The following is a 24,181-nucleotide window of genomic DNA, read 5'->3' as shown; positions in this document are numbered from 1 at the left end:
CGCACTCCACGGCGGCGCCCGTCCTGCCGTCCGCCGGCGGACCGGGTCAGCGCAGGCCGGGGAGGCGGCGCAGTTCGTCCGCCTTCAGCAGCCGGCCGAGGGCCAGGTACCCCAGGGCGAGGGCGAGCGTCCCGGCGCCCAGCGCGAGGGCGGTGCCGCCGGTGCCGCCGATCCACCGCTCGCACCCGCGGGCCACGCACCAGCCGAGGGCGGCGGCCGGGGCGGCGGCGCCCAGCAGCTTCCCGTGGGCGCGGAGCAGGCCGCCCCGGTCCCCGCCGATGCGGCCCCCGAGCCGTCTGCGCAGCAGGTGCGCGGTGAGGGCGAGGCCGGCGGCGGAGGCGAGCGCATAGGCCGCGGCCATGCCGACCACCGCCCAGCGGGCGGGCAGCAGCAGGTGGCAGGCGGTCGCCAGGGCGATGTTCACGGCCGCGGTGAAGGCCGCCATCAGGAACGGGGTCCGGGTGTCCCCGAAGGCGTAGAAGCCGCGCAGCAGCAGGTACTGGGCCGAGAACGGGACGAGCCCCAGCCCCAGCGCCTGCAACATGTACCCCAGGGGGCGCAGCGAGTCGGCGTCCGCGGCCCCGTGCGCCAGCAGCGACGAGAACTGCGGCCCCAGGGCCAGGAACAGGAAGCCGGCGGGCACGACGAGGGCTCCGCTGACCCGCAACCCCCGGGAGAGGTCCGCCCGCAGGTCACCGAGGCGCCCCTGCGCCGCGGCCCGGCTCATCCGCGGCAGCAGCGCCGTCACCAGGGACACCGTCACGATCGACTGGGGCAGCATCCAGATGGTCTGGGCGTAGGTGTAGGCGGCGAAGCCGACCCCGGCCTGCGGCAGCTCGGCGTCGGCGGCGTTGGCGTAGTTGGTGACCACCGTGTGGGCGGTCAGGTTGGCCAGGACGAACAGCAGGGTCCACTTGGCGGCGTGCACGCTGGCCCCCAGGCCGCTGCCCCGCCAGTCGAACCGGGGCCGGAAGCGGAAGCCCGCCGCCCGGGCGAACGGGACCAGCGCCAGCGCCTGGACGGCGATGCCCGCCGTGGTGCCGACGCCCAGCCACCGCACCTGGCCCGCGGTGATGTCCTGCACGCTCTCCGGGACCGTCATCGTCCCCAGGTAGGCGAGGAACATCCCGATCAGCACGACGTTGTTCAGCACCGGGGTCCACATCATCGCGCCGAACCGTTCGCGGGCGTTGAGGACCTGGCCGTAGATGCCGAAGAGCCCGTAGAAGAAGATCTGCGGCAGCAGGAACCGGGCGAAGGTCACCGTCAGGTCGAACGCCTCCCGGTTCTGTGGGGTGTCCCGCATGTACAGGCCCACGATCTGGGGCGCCGCCCAGACCGCCAGTGCCGTCCCCGCGGCCAGGACGCACACCACCAGCGTGACCAGCCGCTGTTCGTGGGCCCGGCCGCCGTCCGGGTGGGTCTCCCGGGCCCGCACCAACTGGGGCACCAGCACCGCGTTGAGCGCGCCCCCGATCACCAGCGTGTACAGGCTCGTCGGCACCGTGTTCGAGGTGGTGTAGGTGCTGGCCAGCAGTCCCGTGCCGAGTGCGGCGATCTGGAGGAACTGGCGGATCAACCCCGTCGCCCGGGACACCACGGTGCCGACGGCCATCAACAGGGACGCCCGGGCCGGGCCGCCACCGGCCTTCCGGCGCGGCGCGGCGTGCCTCCTGCTGCCCCGGCCTCCCCGTCGTTCCGTGCTCGGGGCGACGCGCCGGTCCGCCGTTGCGTCGATGGGGTCGGTGTTCCTCATGGCACCACGCTATCGGGGCGGCGAGGGGCGGCCCGCTTCACCGCTGATGCGTCATCTACCGCTGCCCTCCCCGGAGTTGCTCCAGCCGCGCCAGGTCGTCGGACACCTCGGCGCGTTCCTCGGCGGTCAGTGGGACCGCGGCGGCCTCGGCGCGGGCCCCGGCCGCGCGGGCCCCGTCGCCGAGGCGGTCGGCGACGTCCGCGCGCAACGCCAGCAGACGCAGCAACAGGGGCGCCGCGGGCCGTTCGTCCGGGAGGGCGAACACCCGGTCGATGACCCGGGCGGCGGCGGCCGGCTCGTCCTTGGAGTCGGCCAGCAGGGCGGCGTGGTGCAGGGCCCGGGCGAACGCCTCCCGGGGCGCGGGCCGGTGGCCGTGGTCCTCGTCGAGGGGCTGTGCGACGCGCAGGCAGTTGCCGCCCGGGTCGGTCATCAGGAACTGCCGCGTCCCGTGCGAGGTGTCGGCGAGCGCGCCGATCCGGGGCAGCCCCCGGGTCGGCACCCGCCCGTACGCGGCCTTGAGCGCGGCGCGGAACGCGGTGTGCAGTCCGTCGACGTCATCGGTCCCGATGCAGCAGGTGCTGTAGGACTCGGCGGGCTCGTAGTGCTTCATGGCGAAGAAGTGCAGTTCGATGCCACCGCGCCGGACCACGGCGTACGGGTTGGGGCTCCGCTGGTGGAAGGTCACCTCGAAGCCCAGGGCGGCGTAGAAGTCGAGGACCGGCGGGAGGGTGCGGCAGGGCAGGATCGGCGTGGTCGTCTCGGTCATGACCCGAGTCTATTCAAACTTGACTAGAGGGGGCGGGGGCGCCCCCGCCGCCGTCGCCACCCGGCGGTCGAGGGGCACCGGCTCCCTAGCGGTCCCCGGCGAGCGACTCCAGGAACTCCAGCACCGCCTGCCAGGTCCGTTCGGTGGCTTCCGCATCGTGGTCCGGCAGCCCCGGGTCGGTGTAGAGGTGGCCGGCGCCGGGGTGGCGGTGCACCTCCGTCCGGGCGCCCGCCCGGTCCATCCCGAGGTACCAGGACTCCACCCAGTCCTCCGGTTCGAAGGGATCGGGGTCGGCCAGGTGCAGTTGCACCAGGAGGCCGTCCAGCCGGGCGCCCTCCGGCACCTCCGACATCGAGTGCAGCAGTACCGCGCCCCGCGCCTTCTCGTCGCCCATCGCCAGGGTCTGGGCGTAGCTGGCGCCCAGCGAGTACCCGGCGTACACCAGTCCCCGCTCGGAGTGGGGCGCGGCGGCCAGCACGGCCCGCTTCAGCAACTCCTCGGCGCCGACGGCGTCCCGGTGGGCCAGCCCCTCCTCCATCGTGTCGAAGGTCCGGCCGTCGAACAGGTCCGGGGTCCATACCCGGTGGCCGGCCGCACGGAGTCGGTCGGCGGCCTCCCGCACGGCGGGTCGCAGGCCGAAGGTCGAGTGGAAGAGCACGATGTCCATCCCGCCATCGTGCCAGGGGGGTACGACAGCCGCCCCCGGCGGACTCACCGCAGGCTGCGCACGTCCAGGTGGCGCAGCACCCGGTCGACGACCTCCGGATCGGCCCCGGGTTCGGTCCGCGCGGCCAGCACCGCGTGCCGGGCGGCGGAGAGCATCTCGCCCTGGACCCTCCGCAGCCGCCGCAGCCGGCTCATCCGCTGCGCATGGTCCTCCCGCCGCTCCTCCTCCCCCAGGTCCGGGCTGATCCGCACCCCGATCTCGACGGCCCGGTGCAGCAGTTGGTCGACCAGGTCGTCCGGGAGGTCCTCCACCTCCTCGATCTCCCGCAACCGTCGACGGGCGGCCTTGGCGGCCCGTACCGCGAGGTGGCGCTCGTACGCCTCCTCCGCTTCCGAGTCGGCCTCCACGCCCAGGGCACGCACCAGGCGCGGCAGGGTGAGCCCCTGGACGACGAGGGTGAACAGGATCACCCCGAAGGCGATGAAGACGAGTTCGTCGCGGGCCGGGAACGGCGATCCGTCCTCGGTGCGCAGCGGCAGCGCCAGGACGAGCGCGACGGAGGCCACCCCGCGCATTCCGGACCACCACATCACGACCGTCTCGCGCCAGCTGGTGGGGATCTCCTCGTCCACGTCGCGACGGGCGTGCAGCCGTTTGGTCAGCCAGGTCGCCGGCAGCAGCCACGCCAGTCGCACCAGGACGACCGCGGCGGCCACCGCGGCGGTCCAGCCGAGCAGTTCGCCCCAGCGCCCCGCCGCGGTGTCCAGCACCTGGCTCAGTTCCAGTCCGATCAGTCCGAACGCCACCCCGGTGACCAGGGTGTCGACGATCTCCCAGAAGGTGGTGCCGGCCAGGCGCGCGGTCACGTCGTCCGCGCCGAGCGCGTACTCGGCCAGGAACAGGGCGGTGACCAGGACGGCGAGCACTCCCGAGCCGTGCAGTTCCTCGGCGAGCAGGTAGGAGACGAAGGGGACGAGGAGGGTCAGGCCGATCTGGAGGGTGGGATCCCCCAGGTACCCCATCAGCCGGTTGGCCGCCCAGCCGATCGCCAGCCCCACCACGACGGCGACGACCGCGGACAGCACCAGTTCGAGGACGGCCCCGGGCAGCGAGAACGTCCCGCTGACGGCCGCGGCGACCGCCACGTGGTAGAGCACGATCGCGGTCACGTCGTTGAACAGCCCCTCGCCCTCCAGGACCGAGACCAGCCGCCGGGGCAGCCCCAACCGTCCGGCGACGGCGGTCGCCGCGACCGGGTCGGGCGGCGCCAGCAGCGCTCCCAGGGCGACCGCGGCGGCCAGCGGCAGACCGGGCACCACGGCGTCGACGACGAGGGCGACGGCGGCCGTGGTCACGAAGACCAGGGCCACCGCCAACAGCAGGATGGGGCGGAGGTTCGCGGTGAACTGCCGCCAGGAGGTGCGCTGCACCGCGGCGTACAGCAGCGGCGGCAGCACCGCGGGCAGGATGAGTTCGGGCGGGAAGGCGACGTCGGGGACCGGGGGCACCAGGGCGAGGGCCATGCCCCCGAGGGTCATCAGCACCGGTGCCGGAAGGTTCCACCGGTCGCCGAGCGGAACGCTGACCACGGCCCCGAGCAGCAGCAGGAACAGCAGCGCCAACTGGTTCACCCGGCCAGCCTGCACCGCCGCTCCCCCGGGCGGCGGCAGCCCGGTGCGCCCGGGGTGTCGCGTCGGTGCTCAGGGCCTCACGAGGATTCGGCGCGCACCCGGTCCAGCGCCCGCTGGAGGTCGTCGGGGTAGCCGCTCTCGAACTCCACCCACCGCGCCTCGCCCGGGTGCTCGAACCCGAGGCGCACCGCGTGCAGCCACTGCCGGGTCAGCCCGAGCCGCTTGGCCAGGGTCGGGTCGGCCCCGTAGGTCAGGTCACCGACGCAGGGGTGGCGGTGGGCGGACATGTGGACCCGGATCTGGTGGGTGCGCCCGGTCTCCAGCTTCACGTCCAGCAGCGAGGCCGCCCGGAACGCCTCCAGCAGGTCGTAGTGGGTGATCGACGGCTTGCCCTCGGCGATCACCGCCCACTTGTAGTCGTGCTGCGGGTGGCGGCCGATCGGCGCGTCGATGGTGCCGCTGGTGGGGTCCGGGTGGCCCTGCACCAGGGTGTGGTAGCGCTTGTCCACGGTCCGCTCGCGGAACTGCTGCTTGAGGGAGCTGTACGCGTACTCGGACTTGGCGACCACCATCAGTCCCGAGGTGCCCACGTCCAGGCGGTGCACGATGCCCTGGCGTTCGGCCGCCCCCGAGGTGGAGATCCGGTAACCGGCCGCGGCCAGCCCGCCGATCACGGTGGGGCCGCTCCAGCCGGGGCTGGGGTGCGCGGCGACCCCGACCGGCTTGACGATCACCACCACGTCCTCGTCGTCGTGGACGATCTCCATGCCCTCGACCGGTTCGGCGACGACCTGGACGGGAGCGGGCGGCAGCGGCATCTCGACCTCCAGCCAGGCGCCCCCGTGCACCCGCTCCGACTTGCCGACCGCCGAGCCGTCGACCAGCACCTTGCCCGCCGCGGCCAGCTCGGCCGCCTTGGTACGGGAGAAACCGAACATCCGGGAGATGGCGGCGTCGACGCGCTCGCCCTCCAGGCCGTCCGGCACGGGCAGGGTTCGGATCTCGGGAATCGCACTCACCCGTCGAGTATGACGGACGCGGGAGGCGCCCCGGGCCGTCAGTCCTTGTGGACCGTGCCGTCCGGGTCGAGCCCGCGGAAGGACAGCAGCACGATCAGGATGCCGCCGCACACGATCGCCGAGTCGGCCAGGTTGAAGACGGCGAAGCCCTTCGGCGCGATGAAGTCGACGACCGCGCCCTTGAAGACCCCCGGCGAGCGGAAGATCCGGTCGGTGAGGTTGCCGAGCGCCCCGCCGAGCAGCAGACCGAGGGCGATCGCCCAGGGCACGCTGTAGAGCTTGCGGGCGAGCCGCACGATCACCACGATCACCGCGGCGGCGATCACGGTGAAGATCACGGTGAAGGCCTCGCCGAAGCCGAAGGCGGCGCCGGGGTTGCGGAGCGCCTCGAAGCGCAGCCACTCGCCGATCACCTCGATCGGCGGGTGGTGCTCCAGCTCCGCCACCACCAGCAGCTTGCTTCCCAGGTCGAGCGCGTAGGCGAACACGGCCACCGCGAAGAGCACCGCGATCCGTCGCTTGCCGCGCGAGGCGCCCTCCGCCCCGTCCGCCGCGGTCCCGGACGCGGCGGGCCGCTGCCCGACCGGCCCGTCGGGGGCCGGCGTGGCCCCGGTCGGTTCCGGGGAGTCCGGGGTGTCGATGGTGCGCTCCGCCTCTGCCACGTGAGTCCCTCAGCCTAGGTGCCTGACTGAGGACGAGGGTACGGCACGCGCCGGCCGGTCGACCGGCCCGTTCGACCGGCCCCCGGGCCGGCGGCGCGCTCCGGGTCCGACGTCAGCCGCGCCGCTCCTGCCGCTGCTTGCACTCCACGCACAGGGTCGCGCGCGGGAACGCCTGCATCCGGGCCTTGCCGATCGGCTTGCCGCAGTTCTCGCAGAGCCCGTACGTCCCCGCGTCGAGCCGTTCCAGGGCGTGCTCGGTCTGCTCCAGCATGGTGCGCGCATTGGCGGTCAGCGCCAGCTCGTGCTCGCGGGTGATGTTCTTGGTGCCGGTGTCCGCCTGGTCGTCCCCCGCACCGTCCCCGGAGTCCCGCATCAGCCCGGCCAGGGACGCCTCGGCGGAGTCGATCTCCTCGCGCAGCCGTAGCGCGTCCGCGGTGAGCAGGGCCCGGGCCTCGGCGGCCTCCTCCGGGGTCCACGGATCCTCACCGGGGCGCACCGGTAGCTCACCGGGGACCATCCCCGCGGGCCGGGCCTTGGGCACCGGGGGTTGCGCACCGGACGCCTTCGGCGGCGCCGTGCTCGTCGTCGTGGGCTCCGTTGCCGTACCCCGCGTCCTCTTCGCGACCACTGGCGTGACTCCCGTCATCTCCGCGACTTCAGCCGCACTGTCCGTGCCGTTCCCTCCGGATGCGCCCGTGCGGCGCCCCGGACGCTCCGCTCCCCCGTCCCCGTCGGCCCCTTCGGGCGGCGCCGCCGCGGCGCTCTTCCTCCGCATCTCTGCCCGCGCGGTGGACCGCCTACTGCTGCCGGCGTCCACCGCGGCTCCCCCGGACGCACCGGCCGCCGTCCGCTTCCGGGCGGTCCGCTTGGCCGCGGCCCGTTCGGGGTCGGGTGCCCCGCCGGTCGGGGCCGCGGTCGTCTTCTTCGCGGCACGCTTCGTCGCGGTCCGCTTGGCGGTCTTCCGCGCGGGCTGCTGCGCGGGCGACCGTTCCGCGGTCGGCTCCGCCCCGTGCTCCTCGTCCGGCGGCGGGTCGTGCGCGCCGGTCTCTCTCGCCACCATGGCCACGGCCCCTTACACCTGTGCGATCTGGCTCCCGCACCGTCCTGGGGACGATAAATCGCCACGAAGGGGGCGGCAACGGGAAGCGGAGGGGGCAGTGCCCCGCGCACCCGGCGCGGGCGCCGCCCCCGGCCGCGGGCGGTCCCGGAGCGGCCCTGCCCCGTCCGGGTGGTTCCCCGCCCCGGGCCGCCGGTGCGGGAATCCGGTTCGGCGCGCCCGGTCGCGGCCCGTACACTGGCCGGAGCGAACAGGTGTGGATGGGGCCGAGTAACGGCGTACGCAGCCCAGAGCGACCCGGGGACGGTGGGAGCCCGGGGGCGAGCGCGACGTGAAGATCTCCCCGGAGCCGCCGGAAGAACGCCCCCGCCCCACGGGCACCGGGCCAGTAGAACCGGCATCGCGGCCCAATGAGGGGGCCGTCCGACGCAGCCGCGCCGGGAGGCCAAGGAGGGTGGTACCGCGGGAGCGCGCCGCAGTCGGCGCACACGGGCTCTCGTCCCTCCGACGGAAGGCAGCAGTCCGCCCGAGGAGCCGTCGCGATGACCCCGCCGCACCACGAACCCGCCCCCAGCGCCCCGGCCCGGTACCAGCAGGTGCCCGCCCAGGTCGACCTGCCCGCGCTCGAACACGCGGTGCTCGACTTCTGGCGCGAGAACGAGGTCTTCGCCCGGAGCCTGGAGCAGTCCGAGGGCCGCCCCGAGTGGGTGTTCTACGAGGGCCCCCCGACCGCGAACGGCATGCCCGGAGCCCACCACATCGAGGCCCGGGTCTTCAAGGACGTGTTCCCCCGCTTCCGCACCATGCGCGGCTACCACGTGGCGCGCAAGGCGGGGTGGGACTGCCACGGGCTGCCCGTGGAACTCGCCGTCGAGAAGGAACTCGGCTTCAGCGGCAAGAAGGACATCGAGGCGTACGGCATCGCCGAGTTCAACGCCAAGTGCCGGGACTCGGTGACCCGGCACACCGACGCCTTCGCCGCCCTGACCAACCGCATGGGCTACTGGGTCGACCTCGACGACGCCTACCGCACCATGGACCCCGAGTACATCGACTCCGTGTGGTGGTCGCTGAAGCAGGTCTTCGACAAGGGCCTGCTGGTCGAGGACCACCGGGTGGCGCCCTGGTGCCCGCGGTGCGGCACCGGACTGTCCGACCACGAGCTGGCCCAGGGCTACGAGACGGTCGTCGACCCGTCGGTGTACGTGCGCTTCCCGCTGACCTCCGGCCCGCTCGCGGGCACGGCGTCGCTGCTGGTGTGGACGACCACCCCGTGGACCCTGGTCTCCAACACCGCGGTCGCCGCGCACCCCGAGGTCACCTACGAGGTGGTGACCGACGGCACGGAGCAGCTGGTGGTGGCCCGCCCGCTGGTGGCCAAGGCGCTCGGCGAGGGCTGGGAGCCCACCGGGCGGAGCTTCACCGGCGCCGAGATGGAGCGCTGGACCTACCGGCGCCCCTTCGACCTGATGGAGTTCCCCGTCGAGGCCGGCCCGGCGCACTACCTGGTCAACGCCGACTACGTGACCACCGAGGACGGCACGGGCCTGGTCCACCAGTCCCCCGCCTTCGGCGAGGAGGACCTCAAGGTCTGTCGCGCGTACGGCCTGCCGGTGGTCAACCCGGTGCGCCCGGACGGCACCTTCGAGGAGGGCCTGCCGCTGGTCGGCGGGGTGTTCTTCAAGAAGGCGGACGAGGCGCTGACCCAGGACCTCCTCGACCGCGGCCTGCTCTTCCGGCACATCCCCTACGAGCACAGCTACCCGCACTGCTGGCGCTGCCACACCGCACTGCTCTACTACGCCCAGCCCTCCTGGTACGTGCGGACCACCGCCGTCAAGGACCGGCTGCTGGAGGAGAACGAGCGGACCAACTGGTTCCCGGACTCCATCAAGCACGGCCGCTACGGGGACTGGCTGACCAACAACATCGACTGGGCGCTGTCCCGCAACCGCTACTGGGGCACCCCGCTGCCGATCTGGCGCTGCGAGGAGGGCCACCTCACCTGTGTCGGCTCCCGCGCCGAACTCACCGGGCTCACCGGCACCGACCAGTCGGAGCTGGACCCGCACCGGCCCTTCATCGACGCGGTCACCTTCCCCTGCCCCCGGTGCCGGACCACGGCGACCCGCGTCCCCGAGGTCATCGACGCCTGGTACGACTCGGGTTCGATGCCGTTCGCCCAGTACGGCTACCCGTACCGCAACAAGGAGCTGTTCGAGAGCCGCTACCCGGCCCAGTTCATCTCCGAGGCGATCGACCAGACCCGCGGCTGGTTCTACACGCTGATGGCCGTCGGCACCCTGGTGTTCGACAAGTCCTCGTACGAGAACGTGGTGTGCCTCGGGCACATCCTCGCCGAGGACGGCCGCAAGATGTCCAAGCACCTCGGCAACATCCTGGAGCCGATCCCGCTGATGGACCAGCACGGCGCCGATGCGGTGCGCTGGTTCATGGCCGCCGGCGGTTCGCCCTGGGCCGCCCGCCGGGTGGGCCACGGCACCATCCAGGAAGTGGTCCGCAAGACGCTGCTCACCTACTGGAACACCGTCGCCTTCCAGGCCCTGTACGCCCGTACCGCCGGCTGGGCGCCGTCCGCCGCCGACCCCGCCCCGGCCGAGCGCCCGCTGCTGGACCGCTGGCTGCTGTCCGAACTGCACGCGCTGACCGACCAGGTCACCGGGGCGCTGGACGCCTACGACACCCAGCGGGCCGGCAAGTTGCTGTCGGCGTTCGTCGACGACCTGTCCAACTGGTACGTGCGCCGTTCCCGTCGCCGGTTCTGGCAGGGGGACGCGGCCGCGCTGGGCACCCTGCACGAGGTGATCGAGACCGTCACCCGGCTGATGGCGCCCCTGACCCCGTTCATCACCGAGCGGGTCTGGCAGGACCTGGTGGTCCCGGTGACCCCCGGGGCACCCGCCTCGGTGCACCTGTCCTCGTGGCCGGAGGTGGATGCCGCGGCCATCGACCCGGAGCTCTCCCGGCAGATGGTGCTGGTGCGACGGCTGGTGGAGCTCGGTCGGGCGACCCGTGCCGAGTCCGGGGTGAAGACCCGCCAGCCGCTGTCCCGGGCCCTGGTCGCCGTCAACGGCTTCGCCTCGCTGCCGGTGGAGTTGCACGCGCAGATCACCGAGGAGTTGAACGTCACCTCGCTCGCCGCCCTCTCCGAGGTCGGCGGCTCCCTGGTGGACACCACGGCCAAGGCCAACTTCCGTGCCCTGGGCAAGCGGTTCGGCAAGGGCGTGCAGGCCGTCGCCAAGGCCGTCGCCGAGGCGGACGCGGCGGCGCTGTCGCTGGCGCTGCGCGAGGGCACCGCCTTCGTGGAGGTCGACGGCGAGAAGGTGGACCTCTCCCCGGAGGAGGTCATCATCACGGAGACCCCCCGGGAGGGCTGGTCGGTGGCCTCCGATTCGGGTGCCACCGTCGCCCTCGATCTGGAGATCACCGAGGAGTTGCGCCGGGCCGGGCTGGCCCGGGACGCCATCCGACTGATCCAGGAGGCGCGCAAGAACAGCGGGCTGGACGTGGCGGACCGGATCGCGCTGCGCTGGAACGCCACCGACGAGCAGGTGGCCGGCGCCCTGACGGAGCACGCCGGGCTCATCGCGGACGAGGTGCTCGCCACCGAGTTCCTCCGGGCCGAGCCCGAGGCCCCCGTCTTCACGGACGCCGGGCTGTCGCTGACCTTCGGTCTGCGCAAGGTCTGAGCCGGGACGGGGGCGCGTCCTTCGGGGCGCGGCGCGCCCCCTCTCGTGCCCCCGGAGCACGGACGGGAAAAGGGCGGGGCCCCCGGTGTCACCGGGGGCCCCGCCCTTGCTGTCGGGTCGTCGACCCGTCAGTTGTCGTCCTCGTCGATGAGGAAGCCCCGCATCGGAGAGGGAGCCTGCTGCATCGGCTGCGGCGCCTGCGGCCGGACCGGAGCCATCGGCTGCGTCATCGCGGGCGCCATCTGCTGCTGTCCGCCGTAGGAGGGGCCACCGGGAGCGGGGGCACCACCCATGGACGGTCCACCGTAGGCGGGGGCTGCCGCACCCGCGGGCGCCATCGACGGCGTGGGCGACGGCGGCAGCGAAGCGGCGGACGGGGTCCGCGGCGGCGCCAGCGAGTCGTCGGCCTGGGTCTCCAACTGGCGCAGCTGGGACTCCAGGTACGACTTCAGGCGGGTGCGGTACTCGCGCTCGAAGCCGCGCAGGTCCTCGACCTTGCGCTCCAGCGTGGCGCGGGCGGACTCCAGGGAGCCCATCGCCACGCGGTGCTTCTCCTGCGCGTCCCGCTCCAGCGCGTCGGCCTTGGCGCGGGCGTCCCGCTCCAGACCCTCGGCGCGGCTACGGGCCTCGCCGACGATCTTGTTGGCCTCGGAACGGGCCTCCGCGATCGCCTGGTCGGCGGTCTGCTGGGCCAGCGAGAGAACCCGGGCGGCGCTGTCGCCACCGGGAGCCTGCGCGGGCTGTCCCATCTGCGGACCGTGGCCGGGGCCGCCCATCTGCTGCATCGGACCGCCCATGGGGCCGCCCATCTGCTGCATCGGGCCGGGACCCTGCTGCATCGGACCCGGGCCCTGCTGCATGGGGCCGGGACCCTGCTGCTGCATGGGACCGGGGCCCTGTTGCATGGGACCGGGACCCTGTTGCATGGGGCCGGGACCCTGCTGCATGGGGCCGGGACCCTGCTGCTGCATCGGGCCGGGGACCTGCTGCATGGGGGAGCCGGGACCTGCGGGCAGCTGGGGTGCGCCGCTCGGCAACTGCGGGGGGCCGCCCATGGGGCCGCCCATCTGCGGTTGCTGCTGCTGCGGCGGCACCGGCTGCGGTCCCGATATGGCGGCGGGCACCGGACCCGGTCGCTCCTGCTGCTGCTCCGGAGGCTTGCGCATTCCGGCCTGCTGCTGGTTCTGGGCGGCGGCACGGGTGGCCGCGGCCAGCTTGGCGCGCAGGTCCTCGTTCTCGCGGAGCAGGCGGGTCAGTTCGGCTTCGACCTCATCGAGGAAGGCATCGACCTCGTCCTCGTCATAGCCTTCTCGAAGGCGGACGGTCGTGAACTGCTTGTTCCGCACGTCCTCGGGGGTCAATGGCATCTCTTTACCTCAGCGTAGTCGTCGGCGGGATCAACCCCCGCGTCAGCGGGGACCGTCATCGTTCACAGTCACCTCACGACGGAGATCAAGATGTAGACGATGATCATCAGAACGAAGAAGGACAGGTCGAGCGCCACGCCCCCGAGACGCAGGGGTGGGATGAACCGTCGCAACAGCTTGAGCGGTGGATCGGTGAGTGTGTAGGTGGCCTCCAACAGCACCACCATCACCTTGCCCGGCTGCCACGAGCGGGCGAACTGGAAGACGTAGTCCATGACCAACCGGAAGATGAGGACGATGAGGTAACACGTCAGCGCGATGTAGATCACGTCCAAGAACACGTGCATCTCGTGCTTTCCCTCTCCCCTGTTCCGTGCCGGTGTCGTACCGGATTATCGGTCAGCGACCGGTCCCGTGTCTCAGCTCTGGTTGAAGAACCCGCCCTCTGCGATGCGAGCCTTGTCCTCCGCCGTGACGTCGACGTTAGCAGGAGACAACAGGAACACCTTCTGGGTCACGCGCTCAATACTGCCGTGCAGACCGAAGACGAGGCCAGCGGCAAAGTCGACAAGTCGCTTCGCGTCGGTGTCGTCCATCTCGGTCAGGTTCATGATCACCGGCGTACCCTCACGGAAGTGTTCGCCGATGGTACGGGCTTCGTTGTACGTCCGCGGGTGCAGCGTGGTGATCCGGTAGGGCTCCCGCTCGGACACGACCTTGGGCATGATCACCGGTGCGTTCTTCTCCACGTTCTGTCGATCGGGTGTGATGGACGACACGGGCGCGATGCGCGCGGGGCGTGCCGATTCCACCGCGAGTGCGGCGGACTGGGGTACGGGGTCGCGCTGCACCGGGGGTTGCACCACTCGTACCGATTCGTCCCGTTGGGACTGTAGCGGCTCATGACCCTGATGGGACTGATGCGGCGTGTCGTGCCGCCGACGGTCCCGCTCGGACTCCGGATCCAGTTCGGGTTCGAAGTCGTCGTCGGGGTCGAAACCCCTGCCGTCGTACCCATCGTCCTCCACGAGGCCGAGGTAGACCGCCATCTTGCGCATCGCGCCGGCCATTCTCTTAACCCTCCGCTCTGTGGTGGATCGGCGTGCGGATCGGCTGACGCCTACCAAGTTCCGCGATCCACGTGCCCTTTCCGCCCGATCGGCGGAAAAGACCATATTTTCTACTGTGGTCCGACTCTTGGTGACGTTACCCGAGCCCGGGACGGACTCCGAGTACCGCACTCCCGACGCGCACATGTGTCGCTCCGGCCGCAACGGCCTCTTCGAGGTCCCCGCTCATCCCCGCGGACACCATGTTCGCAGCAGGATGCTCCGAGCGCAGCGCAGTCGACAAATCCATCAACCGCCCGAAAGCGGCGCGTTGCCGTCCGGCGTAGGGACCGCTCAGGGGTGCGACGGTCATCAGCCCGTCCAGCCGCAGGCCCTCGGCGGCGGCGATGAGGTCCGCCAACTCGCCGACCCCGTCCGGCCCGACGCCACCGCGCTCACCGCGCGCGCCCTCGTCCGCGTCCAGGGCCACCTGGACCAGGCAGCCGACCTCGCGACCCGTGCGGACCGCCTCCCGGGACAGCGCGGTGACCAGCCGGGCGCGGTCGACGGACTGCACCTCGGCGGCGTAACCCAGTACCGAGCGGACCTTGTTGGTCTGCAACTGTCCGACGAAGTGCCAGGTCAACGGAGCGTCCGCACAGGCGGCGGCCTTGGGCGCGGCGTCCTGGTCCCGGTTCTCCGCCACGTGGCGCACGCCGAGGTCGACGAGGAGGCGAACGTCACTCGCCGGATAGGTCTTGGTGACGACGACGAGGGTCACCTCCGACCGGTCCCGGCCGGCCGCGGTACAGGCGGCGGTGATACGTTCCTCCACCTTCGCCAGGTTTGCAGCGAGTTGTTCCTTGCGGTCCGTCATGCCCTCTCAGTCCAGCCAGACGTAGCCCGCGAGCCGACCGGTGGTGCGGTCGCGGCGGTACGAGAAGTGGTCGTGCGACTCCCGGGTGCACGCCCCGGAACGCTTCCGATCGCGCACTCCGAGCTGCTCCAACTGGGCGTGCACCCCGGCCACCACGTCAACGGCGGGCGTGCCCCAGGTGGTTTCCGCGTGCGCCGCCGGCACGGCGGCGGCGACCTCGGCCCGCATCGCCTCGGGCACCTCGTAGCACCCCCCGCAGACCGCGGGTCCGGTGCGGGCGAGCAGCCGGGACGGCAGCGCACCGAGTTCGACCATGGCGGCGACGGCCGCCGGCACCACCCCGGCGACCAGGCCGGGACGGCCGGCGTGCGCCGCGGCGACGACCCCGGCGACCGGGTCGGCGAGCAGGACGGGCACGCAGTCGGCGGTCAGGACGGCGAGCGGGAGCCCGCGGCGGGCGGTGACCACGGCGTCAACCCGAGGGGCCGGCGCCTCACCCCGGGGGCCGTCAACCACCGCGACCTCCTTGCCGTGCACCTGGTCCATCCAGATGACGGCGGCCGGGTCGAACCCGAGGTGCCCGGCGGCGATGCGACGGTTGGCCCGGACCGCGGCGGGGTCGTCACCGACCGCCCCGCCGAGGTTCAGCCCCTCATACGGAGCGGCGCTCACCCCGCCCCACCGGTCGGTGAAGGCGAAGTGCGCGCCGCTGGTGGTGATCCGGTCCGGGACCACCTCTCCGGATCGTCCTATCACTTGAGGAAGTCCGGTACGTCCAGCTCCTCCGCCGCGCTGTCGTACCGCGCGGGCGGAACCTGCGGGGTGAGGCCCGAACCGGCCGCGGCCGACGCGTAGTCACCCACGGCCGGGGCGTCCGGGGAACCGACCGGCTCCGGCTTCGCCTGCTCCTCGCGCGGGGTGACGCTGCCGAGGCCGCCGAAGGCGGGGCGGGTGGATTCGGCGGAGCGCACCGGGGCGGGCTCCTCGCGCTTGGCGCTGGCGCTGCCGAGGCCGCCGTGCTGCTTGGCCGGCGGCTGTCCGCCGTCGAAGCCCGCGGCGATCACGGTGACCCGCACCTCGTCGCCGAGGGCGTCGTCGATGACCGCGCCGAAGATGATGTTGGCCTCGGGGTGGGCGGCCTCGCTGACGAGTTGGGCGGCCTCGTTGATCTCGAAGAGGCCGAGGTCGGAGCCGCCGGAGATGGAGAGCAGCACCCCGCGGGCGCCGTCGATGGAGGCTTCGAGCAGCGGCGAGGAGATCGCCATCTCGGCGGCGGCCACCGCGCGGTCGTCGCCGCGGGCGGAGCCGATGCCCATCAGCGCGGAACCCGCCTCGGACATCACGGACTTCACGTCGGCGAAGTCCAGATTGATGAGGCCGGGGGTGGTGATGAGGTCCGTGATGCCCTGGACGCCCGAGAGCAGGACCTGGTCCGCGGACTTGAAGGCGTCGAGGACGCTGACCTGACGGTCCGAGATGGACAGCAGTCGGTCGTTGGGGATGACGATGAGGGTGTCGACCTCTTCGCGGAGCTCCGCGATGCCGTCCTCCGCCTGGTTGGCGCGGCGGCGGCCCTCGAAGGTGAAGGGCCGGGTGACCACGCCGATGGTGAGCGCGCCCAGCGAGCGGGCGATGTTGGCGACGACGGGTGCGCCGCCGGTGCCGGTGCCGCCGCCTTCGCCGGCGGTGACGAAGACCATGTCGGCCCCCTTGAGGACCTCCTCGATCTCTTCGCGGTGGTCTTCGGCGGCCTTGCGGCCGACGGCCGGGTTGGCCCCGGCGCCCAGTCCCCGGGTGAGTTCGCGTCCGACGTCGAGCTTGACGTCGGCGTCGCTCATCAACAACGCCTGCGCGTCGGTGTTGATGGCGATGAACTCGACACCCTTGAGGCCGACCTCGATCATCCGGTTGATGGCATTGACACCACCGCCGCCGACACCGATGACCTTGATGACTGCGAGGTAGTTCTGCGGTGCTGCCACGTCGAGAGCCTCTCGCCTCGATTTACGTGCCGTCGCTCGTCGTGTAGCGCTGCGACGGCTGATGCCGAATGTGGGACGGTCCGAACGCCGACCCGAACCCTAACGCTGAAGTTTAGGGTTACTAGTGTGCCTGTTCCCTGGACTCTTCCGAACAGGACACTAAGTCGACAAGTGGCGCGCGTTCAATGAACACGCCGAACCTCCCGTTTTTCTTTTCACCCTATGTGATCAGCCATAGCGCTGCCCACTCAGGGTGCTGACCTGCGCACTTGTACGTCAACTCACTGCTGACGCGGGGGCGGTGGGAACGCTCACGTCGAAGTGCCGGGCCTTGGGCGCGGCTTTCATCAGCGCGGTGAGGGCGGCGCCCTTCTCCTCACCCCGTTCGGAGCTTCCCCAGTCCACGGTCCGCCCATCGGCCAACTCCAGTGTGATGGAGTCGTAACTGCGCACCTTGACGGTGCGGGTCCGCCCGACGACCGGAGTCGGTACGGCGGCCACCACGTCCACCGCGGCGAGGGTGAGTTCCTCCCCCGCGAAGCGCTGCGGCCCGACCGTCCGACGAGGCGTCAATTCCAGCACGGGGATGCCTGACGGCGCACGGTCGACGGTCGCGAAACGTACCGCCCCCTCGTCCACTTCGATGAACTTTCCGCCCTTTTCGACCAGCAGTACGGGTTTCCGTTCGACGATTTTCAGACCGATTCCGCGGGGCCAGGAACGCACCACTTCGATCCGGTCGATCCGGGGCAACAGGCGACCGAGACGGGTCTCCACCTCGTCCGTGTCGACCGAGGCCAGCGGGGTGCCGAGCGGGACGGCGGCGGCGGTGCGCACCTCGTCGGCGTCCAGGACCTCGACCCCAGAGACGCCCACCTTCTGCACCCGCAACCACGGCGATCCGTACAACACCCAGACCCCGCCCCCGACGAGGACCACCACCGCCACCGCGGAGAGCACCACCGTGCGGACCCGGAGCCGGGGCAGTCGCCCGGTCAGCCGGTGCACCAGCGACCGGAACCGCCCCGACCCCTCCGGGGACGCACCGGACTTGGCAGACTTACCGACAATCGGAGTTGTCCCGCCGTCGGTGCTCTTCGGTCCGGCCACAGCCCCTGCCTTCCGTCACGCCCTGGCGCGTGACGCGATCGCTTCGTACACCATGCCGACGAGCAGGTCGTCGGCGTCCCGGCGGCCGAACTCGGAGGCGGCCCGGGACATCTCGTACAGCCGGTGCGGGTCCGCCAGCACCGGCAGGACGTGGCCCTGCACCCACTGCGGGGTCAGTTCCGCGTCGTCGACCAGCAGCCCGCCGCCCGCCTTGACCACCGGCTGGGCGTTGAGCCGCTGTTCGCCGTTGCCGATGGGCAGCGGGACGTAGGCGGCGGGGAGTCCGACCGCGGAGAGTTCGGCGACGGTCATCGCGCCCGCGCGGCAGAGCATCATGTCGGCCGCGGCGTACGCGAGGTCCATCCGGTCCACGTACGGTACCGGGATGTAGGGGGGCATCCCGGGCATGTTGTCCACGCGCGGCAGTTCGTTCTTCGGACCGACCGCGTGCAGGATCTGGATGCCGGCCTGCTGGAGGTACGGGGCGGCCTGCTGGACGACCTCGTTGAGCCGACGGGCGCCCTGCGAGCCGCCCGAGACCAGCAGGGTCGGCAGGTTGGGGTCGAGCCCGAACGCGGCCCGGGCCTCCGGGCGCACGGCCGCGCGGTCGAGGGTCGCGATCGAACGGCGCAGCGGGATGCCGATGTAGCGGGCGCCGCGGAGCTTGTTGTCCGGGGTGGAGACCGCGACCTGGGCGGCGTACCGGGAGCCGATCTTGTTGGCCAGTCCGGGGCGGGCGTTGGCCTCGTGGACCACGATGGGAACCCCGCGCCGCTTGGCCGCGAGGTAACCGGGCAGGGCGACGTAGCCGCCGAAGCCGACCACCGCGTCCGCCCGGGTGCGCTCCAGGATCTGCTCCGCGGCCTTGATGGTCCCGCGCAGCCGCCCCGGGACGGTGATCAGCTCGGGGGTGGGCTTGCGGGGCAGCGGCACGGCGGGGATCAGGGCGAGTTCGTAGCCCCGCTCGGGGACGAGCCGGGTCTCCAGGCCGCGCTCGGTGCCCAACGCCGTGATCCCGACGCTCGGATCCCGCCTGCGCAGGGCGTCCGCCAGGGCGAGCGCGGGCTCGATGTGACCGGCGGTACCTCCGCCGGCGAGTACGACATGCACCGAAATTCACCGCTCTCCGGACGGGCGCGACCTGACGCGCCGTCGCATCGTGTTCCAACTCCGGGGCGCCCGGTCGGTTCCGGGCTCCCCTCCCGCGGTCCGCTTGCGGCCCGATGCCCTCTGTCGCACGGCGAGCGCCGCCCGAGCGGCGGGTTCGTTCCGGGCGAAGGCGATCAACAGGCCGATCGCGAACATGGTCGGCAGCAGGGCGGACCTCCCGTAAGAGAACAGCGGGAGCGGGACACCGGCGATCGGCAGCAGGCCGAGCACCGCACCCATGTTGATCACGGCCTGGGCCATGATCCAGGTGATCACGCCACCCGCTGCGTACCTCACGAAGGGGTCCTCCGTGCGTCCGGCCACGCGGATACCCGCATAGCCTAGAGCCGCGAACAACCCCAGGACGGACAGCGTCCCCGCCAACCCCAGTTCCTCACCGGCGATGGCGAAGATGAAGTCCGTGTGCGCCTCGGGAAGTTGACCCCATTTTTCCACACTCGCCCCGAGCCCCGAACCGAACAGTCCGCCGGACGCCAGGGCGTAGATCCCGTGGACGGCCTGCCAGCAGGGGTCGTCCGGGCCGCCCAGCTCCGAGGCGCCGATGCACTGGAGGCGGGCCATCCGGTTCTCGCTGGTCCTGATCAGGACCGCACCGACCACCAGGGCGACCGCCAGCACCCCGGCGAAGAGCCGGGTGGGCGCCCCCGCGAGCCAGAGCAACCCGAAGAGGATCGCGGTCAGGATGGTCGCGGTGCCCATGTCCCCGCCGAGCATGATCAGTCCGAGGATCATGAAGGCGACCGGTACCAGCGGCACCAGCAGGTGCTTCCACTGGTTCAGCAGTTGCTTGTCGTGCTTGCGGGCCAACAGGTCGGCCCCCCACAGGACCAGCGCCAACTTGCCGAACTCGCTGGGCTGGAGCTGGATGAAGCCGAGCTCGATCCAGTTCTGGTTGCCGTTCACCGCGAACCCGACCCCGGGCACCTGCACCAGGACCATGAGGATGATCGCACCGGCCAGGATCGGGTAGGCCAGCGCCCGGTGGAGCTTGATCGGCATCCGGGACGCGATCAGCAGCAGGACGGCGCCGACCACGGCGGCCAGCAACTGTTTGCGGAAGAAGAACGAACCCGGCAGCGACAGTTGCAGCGCCCGGATGATGGACGCCGAGTACACCATCACCAGACCGAGCAGCGTCAGCAGGAAGCTGCTGCCGAGGATCAGGTAATAGGCGGTCAGCGGACGGTCCCAGGCCCGGCGGGCCCGGGCGCGCAACCGTCGCAACGGCAACTCGCGCCGGCGCACGGCGGGCTTCGGCGGCCCGGCCTCCCGCCGGGTCGCCAGCGGCGTCCGGCCGCCGCTCACCACGCCGGGCCCCGACTGCCGGACCGTTTCGGCCGCAACGCACTCACGCGAACCCTCCCAGACCTACGGGCGCCCCACGTGGCCACGGTGACCGGCTCAGGCGCCGCCGGAGTCGAGTTCACGGACCGCCGCCGCGAACGCGTCCCCGCGCTCGTTGTAGTTGGTGAACATGTCCATGGAGGCACAGGCCGGGGCCAGCAGTACGGTGTCCCCCGCGCGGGCGAGCCCCCGGGCGGCCTCGACCACCTCGGACATCGCCCCAGTGTCGGTCCGGTCCACCTCGACCACGGGCACCTCGGGCGCGTGTCGCGCCAGGGCTTCCCGGATCAGGGCGCGATCGGCGCCCAACAGGACCGCGCCCCGCAGCCGCGGCGCGGCGGAGGCGACGAGTTCGTCGAAGGAGGCGCCCTTGGCGAGACCGCCCGCGATCCACACCACCGGCTGGTAGGCGGCCAGCGACGCCTCGGTGGCGTGGGTGTTGGTGGCCTTGGAGTCGTCCACGTACGCGACCCCGTCCACGTCGGCGACGTGGGCGATGCGGTGCGCGTCCGGGCGGAACGCCCGCAGCCCGTCCCGGACCGCCGTCGCGGGCACCCCGAAGGCGCGGGCGAGCGCGGCGGCGGCGAGCGCGTTGGCGACGTTGTGCGGGGCCGGCGGGTTCACGTCGCCGACCTCGGCCAGCTCCTGGGCCTGCCGCTGCCGGTCGGGGACGAAGGCCCGGTCCACCAGGATGCCGTCGACCACGCCGAGTTGGGAGGGGGCCGGCGCCCCGAGGGTGAAGCCCACGGCCCGGCAGCCCTCCTCGACGTCCGCCCCGCGGACCAGGTCCTCGGTGGCCCGGTCGGCGAGGTTGTAGACGCAGGCGACCCGGTTGCCCTCGTAGATCCGGCCCTTGTCGGCGGCGTACGCCTCCATCGAGCCGTGCCAGTCGAGGTGGTCCGGGGCAAGGTTGAGGACGGCGGCCGAGTGGGCGCGCAGCGAGGGCGCCCAGTGCAGCTGGTAGCTGGAGAGTTCGACCGCGAGCACGTCGTACGCCTCGCCCCCGGCGCGCTCCTGGTCCAGGATCACGTCGACGATCGGGGTGCCGATGTTGCCGACCTCGGCGGTGCGCAGTCCGGCCGCGCGCAGGATCGCGCCGAGCATCCGGGTCGTGGTGGTCTTGCCGTTGGTTCCGGTGACGGCGAGCCAGGGGGCGGCGGCCGGGCCGCGCAGTCGCCAGGCCACCTCCACGTCGCCGATCACGTCGACGCCGGCCGCTGCGGCCGCCGCGAAGAGCGGTGCCGAGGGCTTCCAGCCGGGCGAGGTGACCACCAGGTCGGTGCCCTCCGGCAGGGTGTCGGCGTCGCCGAGGCGGACCGTGACGCCCTCGTCGGCCAGGGCCGCGGCCGTCTCCCGCCGGGCCGGCGAGTCCCCGCCGTCGACGACGGTGACGTGCGCGCCGAGGCCGGCCAGGGCGCGGGCGGCGCTGAGGCCGCTCACGCCGAGGCCGGCGACGGTGATGTGCTGCCCCGCGAAGGAGTCCGCGGGGCGCGCCTGCTGCTCGGTCACTTCTCTGCTGCCCATCCGGCGTAGAAGAGGCCGAGTCCGACGATCACGCACATGCCCTGGATGATCCAGAAGCGGACCACCACCAGGACCTCGGACCAGCCCTTGAGTTCGAAGTGGTGCTGGAGCGGTGCCATCCGGAAGACGCGCTTGCCGGTGAGCCGGAAGCTGCCGACCTGGATGACGACCGACATGGTGATGAGGACGAACAGGCCGCCGAGCAGCGCGAGCAGGAACTCGGTGCGGGAGCAGATGGCGAGGCCGGCGAGGGCGCCGCCGAGCGCCAGCGAACCGGTGTCGCCCATGAAGATCTTGGCGGGCGAGGTGTTCCACCACAGGAAGCCGAAGCAGGCGCCCATCAGGGCGGCGGCCACCACCGCGAGGTCCAGCGGGTCGCGGACCTCGAAGCAGGCGCCCGGGTTGGTCAGGTCGCCCGCGTTGGCGCAGGACTCCTGGTACTGCCAGACGCCGATGAAGGTGTAGGCGCCGAAGACCATCACGGAGGCGCCGGTGGCGAGTCCGTCGAGGCCGTCGGTGAGGTTCACGCCGTTGGACATGGCGAGGATCATGAACAGCGCCCACACCACGAACAGCACGGGGCCGATGCTCCAGCCGAAGTCCATGATGAACGAGAGCTTGGTGGAGGCCGGCGTGAGGTCGCGGTTGTCGGGGAACTGGAGCGCCAGGACCGCGAAGGCGATGCCGACGATGAGCTGTCCGGCCATCTTGGCCTTGGCCCGCAGACCCAGCGAACGCCGCTTGACGATCTTGATGTAGTCGTCGAGGAAGCCGACCAGGCCCATGCCCGCCATCAGACCGAGCACCAACAGCCCGGAGAGCGTGATGGGCGCTCCGGTGATGAGCTTGCTGAGGAAGTACGCGATGAGCGTCGCCAGGATGAAGGCGATGCCACCCATGGTCGGGGTGCCGCGCTTGCTGTGGTGCTCGCGCGGGCCGTCGTCGCGGATGTACTGGCCGTAGCCCTTGCGGGCCAACAGCTTGATCAGCAACGGGGTGCCCACGAGCGTCAGGAACAGGCCGATGACGCCGGCGAACAGGATCTGATTCATCATCGGGCGGCGACCTCGCCCTCGCCGCTCGCCTTGTCGTCGAGCAGCGCCAGGGCCACTCGTTCCAGGCCGATCGCCCTGGATGCCTTCACGAGGACGACGTCCCCCGGTCGCAGTTCCCCGCGCAATAGGTCGATCGCCGCCTGTGCGTCGGACACGTGCACCGACTCCTCACCCCACGAACCCTCGTTATAGGCGCCCATGCGCAGCCAGGCCGCTTCCCTGCCCCCGACTGCCACGAGCTTGCTCACGTTGAGCCGGACGGCTAGCCGTCCGATCGCGTCGTGCTCGGCGAGCGCCTCGTCACCGAGCTCGGCCATCGCACCGAGCACCGCCCACGTGCGGCCCCCGCGGTCCCGGACACCGCCCCCCATCGCGACCAGCGCGCGCAGGGCGGCCCTCATGGACTCGGGGTTCGCGTTGTAGGCGTCGTTGACCACCGTCACCCCGTCCGGGCGTTCGGTGACCTCCATCCGCCAACGGGAGAGGGTGCCCGCTCCGGAGAGCGCGCGGGCGACCTCGTCCACGGGCATGCCCAGCTCGTGGGCGACGGCCGCCGCGGCAAGCGCGTTCGACACGTGGTGCTCACCGTACAGGCGCAAGGTCACGTCTTCGCACCCGGAGGGTGTGTGAAGCCTGAAGGAGGGCCGTCCGGAGGGGGTCAGCCGAACGTTCTCGGCCCGTACGTCCGCTTCGTCGGATTCCCCGAACAGGAGGACGCGGGCCTTGGTCCGGGCGGCCATCGCGCGGACCAGCGGATCGTCCGCGTTGAGGACGGCGACCCCGCCCTCGGCCGCGGTCGGCAGCGCCTCGACGAGTTCGCCCTTCGCCTCGGCGATCTGCTCCCGCCCGCCGAACTCGCCGAGGTGCGCGGAGCCCACGTTCAGCACCAGTCCGATGCGCGGCGGGGTGAGTTCGGTGAGGTAGCGGATGTGGCCGATTCCGCGCGCTCCCATCTCCAGGACGAGGTAGCGCGTGTCGTCGGTGGCGCTCAGCGCGGTGAGCGGCAGGCCGATCTCGTTGTTGAGGGAGCCCGGCGTCCAGACCGTGGGGCCGTGGTGCTGGAGGACCTGGGCGAGGAGGTCCTTGGTGCTGGTCTTGCCGGCGGAGCCGGTGAGGGCGACGAGGGTGGCACCGAGCCGGTCCACGACGGCCCGGGCGAGGGCGCCGAGCGCCCGCTGGACGTCGTCCACGACGATCGCGGGGACGCCGACCGGACGGGCCGCCAGGACCGCGACGGCGCCCGCGTCGACCACCCGGGCGGCGAAGTCGTGGCCGTCGACGCGCTCGCCGGCGAAGGCGACGAAGAGGCTGCCGGGAACCACGTCCCGGGAGTCCCGGACGACGGGTCCGGTGACGCGTACCGAGGGGTCCGGTATGTCGTGGGGCTGCCCGCCGACTACGGAGGCGATCTCGGCGAGGGAGAGGGCGATCACGT

The 24,181-nt window shown here is 72.1% G+C and carries 20 protein-coding genes; 1 reads left to right on the top strand and 19 read right to left on the bottom strand.

Translation table 11 applies throughout. The features are described from left to right. Positions 1-46 precede the first annotated feature (46 nt). The 7 genes from murJ to ABT092_RS11885 all read right to left on the bottom strand — a co-directional run bounded on the left by murJ (position 47) and on the right by ABT092_RS11885 (position 7,561). The gene (gene murJ, locus ABT092_RS11915; RefSeq protein ID WP_451362033.1) at positions 47-1,615 is read right to left on the bottom strand and encodes a murein biosynthesis integral membrane protein MurJ; all 1,569 of its coding nucleotides are present in this window, start codon (positions 1,613-1,615) and stop codon (positions 47-49) included. Between the two features lie 196 nt (positions 1,616-1,811). Further along, positions 1,812-2,522, bottom strand: coding sequence for a bleomycin resistance protein (locus tag ABT092_RS11910; RefSeq protein ID WP_351242559.1), 711 nt, complete (start codon positions 2,520-2,522; stop codon positions 1,812-1,814). An 85-nt stretch (positions 2,523-2,607) separates the two neighbouring features. After that, positions 2,608-3,189, bottom strand: coding sequence for a dienelactone hydrolase family protein (locus tag ABT092_RS11905; protein ID WP_351242557.1), 582 nt, complete (start codon positions 3,187-3,189; stop codon positions 2,608-2,610). A 44-nt stretch (positions 3,190-3,233) separates the two neighbouring features. Further along, positions 3,234-4,820, bottom strand: a complete 1,587-nt coding sequence (locus ABT092_RS11900) for a Na+/H+ antiporter (protein WP_351242555.1) — start codon at positions 4,818-4,820, stop codon at positions 3,234-3,236. A gap of 77 nt (positions 4,821-4,897) precedes the next feature. Further along, a complete protein-coding gene (locus ABT092_RS11895) occupies positions 4,898-5,839 on the bottom strand; it encodes an RluA family pseudouridine synthase (RefSeq protein ID WP_351242553.1) in 942 nt (313 codons plus the stop codon). A gap of 38 nt (positions 5,840-5,877) precedes the next feature. Then, complete coding sequence (gene lspA / locus ABT092_RS11890; RefSeq protein ID WP_351242551.1) at positions 5,878-6,501, bottom strand: signal peptidase II; 624 nt, start codon at positions 6,499-6,501, stop codon at positions 5,878-5,880. 112 nt (positions 6,502-6,613) lie between these two features. Further along, positions 6,614-7,561, bottom strand: coding sequence for a TraR/DksA C4-type zinc finger protein (locus tag ABT092_RS11885; protein WP_351242549.1), 948 nt, complete (start codon positions 7,559-7,561; stop codon positions 6,614-6,616). A 539-nt stretch (positions 7,562-8,100) separates the two neighbouring features. Between ABT092_RS11885 and ileS the strand changes: the two genes are divergently transcribed. Further along, complete coding sequence (gene ileS, locus ABT092_RS11880) at positions 8,101-11,268, top strand: isoleucine--tRNA ligase (protein ID WP_351242547.1); 3,168 nt, start codon at positions 8,101-8,103, stop codon at positions 11,266-11,268. A 128-nt stretch (positions 11,269-11,396) separates the two neighbouring features. On the opposite strand, the gene ABT092_RS11875 is transcribed toward ileS, so the two are convergent. The 12 genes from ABT092_RS11875 to ABT092_RS11820 form a co-directional block, all read right to left on the bottom strand. Continuing rightward, a complete protein-coding gene (locus ABT092_RS11875; protein WP_351242545.1) occupies positions 11,397-12,635 on the bottom strand; it encodes a DivIVA domain-containing protein in 1,239 nt (412 codons plus the stop codon). Between the two features lie 68 nt (positions 12,636-12,703). Beyond that, on the bottom strand, positions 12,704-12,982 hold the full coding sequence (locus tag ABT092_RS11870) for a YggT family protein (RefSeq protein ID WP_351242543.1): 279 nt from the start codon (positions 12,980-12,982) through the stop codon (positions 12,704-12,706). A 72-nt stretch (positions 12,983-13,054) separates the two neighbouring features. Continuing rightward, a complete protein-coding gene (locus tag ABT092_RS11865; protein WP_351242541.1) occupies positions 13,055-13,705 on the bottom strand; it encodes a cell division protein SepF in 651 nt (216 codons plus the stop codon). 136 nt (positions 13,706-13,841) lie between these two features. After that, positions 13,842-14,561 carry a YggS family pyridoxal phosphate-dependent enzyme gene (locus tag ABT092_RS11860; RefSeq protein ID WP_351242539.1) on the bottom strand — a complete coding sequence of 240 codons (720 nt, stop codon included), beginning with the start codon at positions 14,559-14,561 and terminating at the stop codon, positions 13,842-13,844. Positions 14,562-14,567: 6 nt separating this feature from the next. After that, positions 14,568-15,314 carry a peptidoglycan editing factor PgeF gene (gene pgeF / locus ABT092_RS11855; RefSeq protein WP_502968426.1) on the bottom strand — a complete coding sequence of 249 codons (747 nt, stop codon included), beginning with the start codon at positions 15,312-15,314 and terminating at the stop codon, positions 14,568-14,570. Beyond that, a complete protein-coding gene (ftsZ, locus tag ABT092_RS11850) occupies positions 15,314-16,543 on the bottom strand; it encodes a cell division protein FtsZ (RefSeq protein ID WP_351242537.1) in 1,230 nt (409 codons plus the stop codon). The genes pgeF and ftsZ overlap by 1 nt, the downstream gene beginning before the upstream one ends. A 276-nt stretch (positions 16,544-16,819) precedes the next feature. Further along, positions 16,820-17,653 carry a cell division protein FtsQ/DivIB gene (locus ABT092_RS11845; protein WP_502968420.1) on the bottom strand — a complete coding sequence of 278 codons (834 nt, stop codon included), beginning with the start codon at positions 17,651-17,653 and terminating at the stop codon, positions 16,820-16,822. A gap of 15 nt (positions 17,654-17,668) precedes the next feature. Further along, positions 17,669-18,763 (bottom strand): undecaprenyldiphospho-muramoylpentapeptide beta-N-acetylglucosaminyltransferase, encoded by a 1,095-nt coding sequence (murG, locus tag ABT092_RS11840; RefSeq protein ID WP_351242535.1) that lies wholly within the window; start codon positions 18,761-18,763, stop codon positions 17,669-17,671. A 6-nt stretch (positions 18,764-18,769) separates the two neighbouring features. After that, the gene (gene ftsW / locus ABT092_RS11835) at positions 18,770-20,107 is read right to left on the bottom strand and encodes a putative lipid II flippase FtsW (RefSeq protein ID WP_502968425.1); all 1,338 of its coding nucleotides are present in this window, start codon (positions 20,105-20,107) and stop codon (positions 18,770-18,772) included. A 117-nt stretch (positions 20,108-20,224) separates the two neighbouring features. Beyond that, positions 20,225-21,691, bottom strand: a complete 1,467-nt coding sequence (murD, locus tag ABT092_RS11830; protein ID WP_351242533.1) for a UDP-N-acetylmuramoyl-L-alanine--D-glutamate ligase — start codon at positions 21,689-21,691, stop codon at positions 20,225-20,227. Continuing rightward, entirely contained in the window at positions 21,673-22,746 is a 1,074-nt protein-coding gene (gene mraY / locus ABT092_RS11825) for a phospho-N-acetylmuramoyl-pentapeptide-transferase (RefSeq protein ID WP_351242531.1), read from the bottom strand. Before mraY ends, murD begins: the two co-directional genes overlap by 19 nt. Next, positions 22,743-24,179: a UDP-N-acetylmuramoyl-tripeptide--D-alanyl-D-alanine ligase gene (locus ABT092_RS11820; RefSeq protein WP_351242529.1), complete on the bottom strand. Its 1,437-nt coding sequence runs from the start codon at positions 24,177-24,179 to the stop codon at positions 22,743-22,745. Before ABT092_RS11820 ends, mraY begins: the two co-directional genes overlap by 4 nt. Positions 24,180-24,181 lie beyond the last annotated feature (2 nt).

It is taken from the genome of Streptomyces sp. NPDC002490 (assembly GCF_040296045.1).
Lineage (GTDB): Bacteria > Actinomycetota > Actinomycetes > Streptomycetales > Streptomycetaceae > Streptomyces.
This window is presented reverse-complemented; position numbering and strand designations above follow the sequence as displayed.

Excerpts from the sequence above, each read along its gene's own strand:
- ileS (WP_351242547.1), top strand. The coding sequence starts at position 8,101 with ATGACCCCGCCGCACCACGAACCCGCCCCCAGCGCCCCGGCCCGGTAC.
- ABT092_RS11905 (WP_351242557.1), bottom strand. The coding sequence starts at position 3,189 with ATGGACATCGTGCTCTTCCACTCGACCTTCGGCCTGCGACCCGCCGTG.
- ABT092_RS11860 (WP_351242539.1), bottom strand. The coding sequence starts at position 14,561 with ATGACGGACCGCAAGGAACAACTCGCTGCAAACCTGGCGAAGGTGGAG.
- ABT092_RS11865 (WP_351242541.1), bottom strand. The coding sequence starts at position 13,705 with ATGGCCGGCGCGATGCGCAAGATGGCGGTCTACCTCGGCCTCGTGGAG.
- murJ (WP_451362033.1), bottom strand. The coding sequence starts at position 1,615 with ATGGCCGTCGGCACCGTGGTGTCCCGGGCGACGGGGTTGATCCGCCAG.
- ABT092_RS11875 (WP_351242545.1), bottom strand. The coding sequence starts at position 12,635 with ATGCCATTGACCCCCGAGGACGTGCGGAACAAGCAGTTCACGACCGTC.
- ABT092_RS11910 (WP_351242559.1), bottom strand. The coding sequence starts at position 2,522 with ATGACCGAGACGACCACGCCGATCCTGCCCTGCCGCACCCTCCCGCCG.
- mraY (WP_351242531.1), bottom strand. The coding sequence starts at position 22,746 with ATGATGAATCAGATCCTGTTCGCCGGCGTCATCGGCCTGTTCCTGACG.
- murD (WP_351242533.1), bottom strand. The coding sequence starts at position 21,691 with ATGGGCAGCAGAGAAGTGACCGAGCAGCAGGCGCGCCCCGCGGACTCC.
- ABT092_RS11870 (WP_351242543.1), bottom strand. The coding sequence starts at position 12,982 with ATGCACGTGTTCTTGGACGTGATCTACATCGCGCTGACGTGTTACCTC.
- ABT092_RS11885 (WP_351242549.1), bottom strand. The coding sequence starts at position 7,561 with ATGGTGGCGAGAGAGACCGGCGCGCACGACCCGCCGCCGGACGAGGAG.